The sequence below is a fragment of the Bradyrhizobium sp. genome, from assembly GCF_017881085.1.
GTDB lineage: Bacteria > Pseudomonadota > Alphaproteobacteria > Rhizobiales > Xanthobacteraceae > Bradyrhizobium.
Genome location: NZ_JADGRI010000434.1, coordinates 1 through 3,555, shown reverse-complemented (window position 1 = coordinate 3,555; position 3,555 = coordinate 1). Strand labels below are relative to the sequence as shown.

General features: G+C 61.4%; 6 protein-coding genes, 1 tRNA gene and 1 other RNA gene. 6 read left to right on the top strand and 2 right to left on the bottom strand.

Annotation, left to right across the window (positions count from 1 at the left end; genetic code table 11):
* The 6 genes from QZ213_RS26110 to QZ213_RS26085 form a co-directional block, all read left to right on the top strand.
* Positions 1 to 282: hypothetical protein (locus QZ213_RS26110; RefSeq protein WP_291688946.1), on the top strand; the 282-nt coding region annotated here is incomplete at its 5' end.
* Positions 272 to 964 (top strand): RNA polymerase sigma factor, encoded by a 693-nt coding sequence (locus QZ213_RS26105; RefSeq protein WP_291688945.1) that lies wholly within the window; start codon positions 272 to 274, stop codon positions 962 to 964. The genes QZ213_RS26110 and QZ213_RS26105, both read left to right, overlap by 11 nt.
* A 97-nt stretch (positions 965 to 1,061) precedes the next feature.
* Positions 1,062 to 1,583: a DUF4142 domain-containing protein gene (locus QZ213_RS26100; RefSeq protein WP_291688944.1), complete on the top strand. Its 522-nt coding sequence runs from the start codon at positions 1,062 to 1,064 to the stop codon at positions 1,581 to 1,583.
* A gap of 9 nt (positions 1,584 to 1,592) precedes the next feature.
* Positions 1,593 to 1,910, top strand: a complete 318-nt coding sequence (locus tag QZ213_RS26095) for a cupredoxin domain-containing protein (RefSeq protein ID WP_291688943.1) — start codon at positions 1,593 to 1,595, stop codon at positions 1,908 to 1,910.
* A gap of 104 nt (positions 1,911 to 2,014) precedes the next feature.
* Positions 2,015 to 2,365 carry a RidA family protein gene (locus QZ213_RS26090; protein WP_291688942.1) on the top strand — a complete coding sequence of 117 codons (351 nt, stop codon included), beginning with the start codon at positions 2,015 to 2,017 and terminating at the stop codon, positions 2,363 to 2,365.
* 197 nt (positions 2,366 to 2,562) lie between these two features.
* Complete coding sequence (locus tag QZ213_RS26085; protein ID WP_291688941.1) at positions 2,563 to 2,928, top strand: nuclear transport factor 2 family protein; 366 nt, start codon at positions 2,563 to 2,565, stop codon at positions 2,926 to 2,928.
* Positions 2,929 to 3,028: 100 nt separating this feature from the next.
* Here QZ213_RS26085 and ssrA read toward each other — a convergent pair.
* Positions 3,029 to 3,388: a transfer-messenger RNA gene (gene ssrA, locus QZ213_RS26080) on the bottom strand.
* A 38-nt stretch (positions 3,389 to 3,426) separates the two neighbouring features.
* Positions 3,427 to 3,500 (bottom strand) — tRNA-Gly (locus QZ213_RS26075).
* Positions 3,501 to 3,555 lie beyond the last annotated feature (55 nt).

Sequence of the window (3,555 nt, the reverse complement as noted above, 5' to 3'; positions counted from 1 at the left end):
AACGAAGTCATGAGCGAAAGGATTCCAGGCGCGGCGCTGCTGATGCAGCAACACGGATCGCCCGTCTACCTCAGGAGCTTCGGCGTTCAGGACGTCGCTCGCGCGCGCCGGGGCTGGCTGCCGGCGCCGAAATGGGCTTCTTTTTGCAGAAGTTTCCCTGATTTGAGAGGGTTATCCGGAAAACGATCGATCGGCCCGAGGGGAGCGGGAACCTATTTGGCTTTGCCGCATCCAACCCATCAGAAGTACAGTGTCATCGGATCGGACCATCATGCGCCCTGAACCAGTACCGCAAAATACGCCCCTCGGAATTGCCGACGCCGAGCTGGTCGCCCGCGCGCGGGAGCGCGACGAGGCGGCCATTCGTTCGATCATGCAGGCGAACAATCGCAGGCTTTACCGGCTCGCTCGCGGCATCCTGCGCAACGACGCCGAGGCCGAAGACGTGGTGCAGGAAACCTATGTCCGTGCGTTCACGCATCTTGCAGAATTCCGCGGCGACTCCCGCCTTTCGACCTGGCTGGCAAGGATCGCCATGAACGAGGCGCTGGGCCGGCTGCGCCGCCAGCGGCCCGGGGTCGAATGGACCTCGCTGCCGCCGGGCACGCTGGAGGCGCAGATCATCCAGTTTCCCCTCTCGGGCGCATCCGAGGATCCGGAAAAATCCATGGCACAACGTGAAATCCAGCATGTGGTTGAACACGCGATCGACGACCTCCCCGAAGCCTTCCGCATCGTCTTCATCACCCGCGTGATCGAGGGGATGAATGTCGAGGAAACCGCCGAGATTCTCGGACTGAAGCCGGAGACCGTGAAAACCCGGCTGCACCGTGCCCGCGCCATGCTGCGCGACAATGTCGAGAAGAAGATCGGCCCCGTGGTGCTGGAAGCATTTCCGTTTGCCGGCAGGCGCTGCGAACGCCTATGCGACGCGGTGCTGAAGCGGCTGGGTTTCGCCGCATAATTTCTTCGGGAACCTTTGCGTTCGCGCTTCATCCAATCCCTGTGCAACCAACCATACGCCGCGGCTTTCGCTCGCGGCGCCACAGGAGTGTCAAACCATGTTCGTTCGATTGAGCGCGGCGATCGCCGCGGTAAGCCTGCTCGGCAGTGCGGCGCTGGCGCAGGGCGCAAAGCCGACCGATCCGCAGATCGCGCATATCGCCTATACCGCCGGCGTGATCGATATCGCGGCGGCGAAACAGGCCCTGACGAAAACCGGCAACAAGGACATCAAGGCGTTCGCGGAAGACATGGTGCGCGACCATGAAGCCGTGAACAAGCAGGCGCTGGATCTGGTGAAGAAGCTCAAGGTCACGCCGGAAGACAACGACACCAGCCGCACACTATCGAAAAATGCCGCCGACAAGCTCGCCGAGCTCGGCAAGTTGAAGGGCGCGGAGTTCGACAAGGCCTATGTCGCCAACGAGGTCGCCTATCACAAGGCGGTCGACAGCGCGCTTGAGACCACGCTGATTCCCAACGCCAGCAATGCGGAACTGAAGAGCCTGCTGCAGACCGGCCTGAAGATTTTTCAGGGCCACGAGCAGCACGCCGAACACGTCGCAGCCAGCCTGAAGTAGGAGCTTGCCATGCTGCCGAGATGGATGTTCCCGGTCGTCGCCGCATTGATGTTGGGAGCGTCCGTCCCGGCGCATGGGGCGACCATTCAGATCACGATGGAAAATCTCGTGATTGCGCCGGCCGAAGTTTCGGCGAAAGTCGGCGACACCATCGAATGGGTCAACAGGGACATTCTCGCCCATACCGCGACGGCGCGAAACGGCGACTGGGACGTGACCATGCCGCCAAAGAAGACCGTCACCCTGGTTTTGCAGAAGGCCGGCACGATCGAGTATTATTGCCGCTTCCATCCCAACATGAAGGCGACGCTGACTGTCGCGCCCTAGCGAAGACCGCGCATTGCGAGGGCCTACCCAGCTTCCGCCACATCGCAGTGGCGGAGGCCGCATCCGTGCGCTAAGTAACCGGCCTCACCTCATTGGAGAACAGAATGACCATCCAGCGTTTCGAGACCGGCCCGCGCATGAGCCAAGTCGTTGTCCATGGCGACACCGTCTATCTCGCCGGAATCGTCGCCAACAAGGCGGCCGGCAAGGGTGTCGCCGAACAGACGCAGGAGGTGCTCGCGATCATCGATGGCCATCTTGCGAAAGCCGGAAGCGACAAGTCGAAGCTGCTGACGGCGACGATTTACCTCACCGACATGAAGACGTTTGCGGAGATGAACGCGGTGTGGGACGGCTGGGTGTCGGCGGGCAATACGCCGGCGCGCGCCACCGTCGAAGCCAGGCTCGCGGCACCCCCGTACAATGTCGAGATCATGGTGACCGCGGCGCGGTAGAGCGTTTTCGGGCGAAGTGGATACCGGTTCGCGTGAAGAAGACGCGTCAAAACAATAATCTGGAGCTTCGGTTCTGATTCGATCAGAACCGACGCCCCAGGCCGAAAACCATGACGTGCGAGGTAATCGATCGGCCCGCGTGAATCTTCGATAGTTGGTGCGCCGATAAACGGCGAACCAACTGAAGGAGCGAGACCATGACCGACATCAATACCATTGCCCGCCGCTATATCGACCTGTGGAACGAGCGATCGCCGAACCGCCGCCGCGAAATTCTCGCGGCGAACTGGGCGAGCGACGCCAGATATGTCGACCCCTTGATGCGCGGCGACGGTCACGATGGCGCCGACGCGCTCGTCGCCGGCGTGCAGCAGCGCTTTCCGGATTTCCGCTTCAAGTTGCTCGGCCGCGCAGACGGTTTCGGCGACCACGTCCGCTTCTCCTGGGGGCTCGGCCCCGACGGCGCCGACAGCCCGATCAAGGGCACCGATTTCGCCGTCGTCAGCGACGGGCGGATCAAGAGCATCACCGGCTTTCTGGATCAGGTGCCGCCAGGCGCGTGATGGACGGCTAGGCCGCGCGACGAACGGAATTGAAGTCGACGCGCAGGCGTTCCGGCCACCCCGCAAAACAAAGCCGCGCCAACCCGAGGGTTGACGCGGCGATGAAGCTTCTGTTGCCAGGTGCTCCGGACCCCGAACAGGTTACGCCGCGAGGCGCACTTCGTTCAATGCAACGTTATCGTTTGCATTTAGGTTTTTGACCCGATAACGGCGGTATCATGCCGAGCACAATTCAGAGCTTCTTTGCGACCATCGATCCTGTTTCGCCCCCGCCGTAGCAGCTTAGGGATTCCGCCTTGCGGTGGAATCGATCTCACCGGGATGAGACCTTTAAGCTCAAGCTGCTAGGGTGGAGGCGCCGGGTACTGCCCCCGGGTCTGCCCGCAGTCCGCTCTAAGTTTCAGCGCCATCGTCTTGCGACACCCTGGATATAGGCGCGATCGGAGGCGAAAGCTAGGCTCGTGGCGATGACCACGATCGATAAAGCCGGCGCGGGATTGGAGCGGGCGAAGGGAATCGAACCCTCGTATGCAGCTTGGGAAGCTGCCGTTCTGCCATTGAACTACGCCCGCTATCTTATTCAATAAAATCAGGCACTTCTCACACTTTTTGACCTGATTTTCGTCT

Bases quoted from the DNA above. Each gene is read 5' to 3' on its own strand.
- QZ213_RS26095 (WP_291688943.1), top strand. From the start codon at position 1,593: ATGCTGCCGAGATGGATGTTCCCGGTCGTCGCCGCATTGATGTTGGGA.
- QZ213_RS26105 (WP_291688945.1), top strand. From the start codon at position 272: ATGCGCCCTGAACCAGTACCGCAAAATACGCCCCTCGGAATTGCCGAC.
- QZ213_RS26100 (WP_291688944.1), top strand. From the start codon at position 1,062: ATGTTCGTTCGATTGAGCGCGGCGATCGCCGCGGTAAGCCTGCTCGGC.
- QZ213_RS26090 (WP_291688942.1), top strand. From the start codon at position 2,015: ATGACCATCCAGCGTTTCGAGACCGGCCCGCGCATGAGCCAAGTCGTT.
- QZ213_RS26085 (WP_291688941.1), top strand. From the start codon at position 2,563: ATGACCGACATCAATACCATTGCCCGCCGCTATATCGACCTGTGGAAC.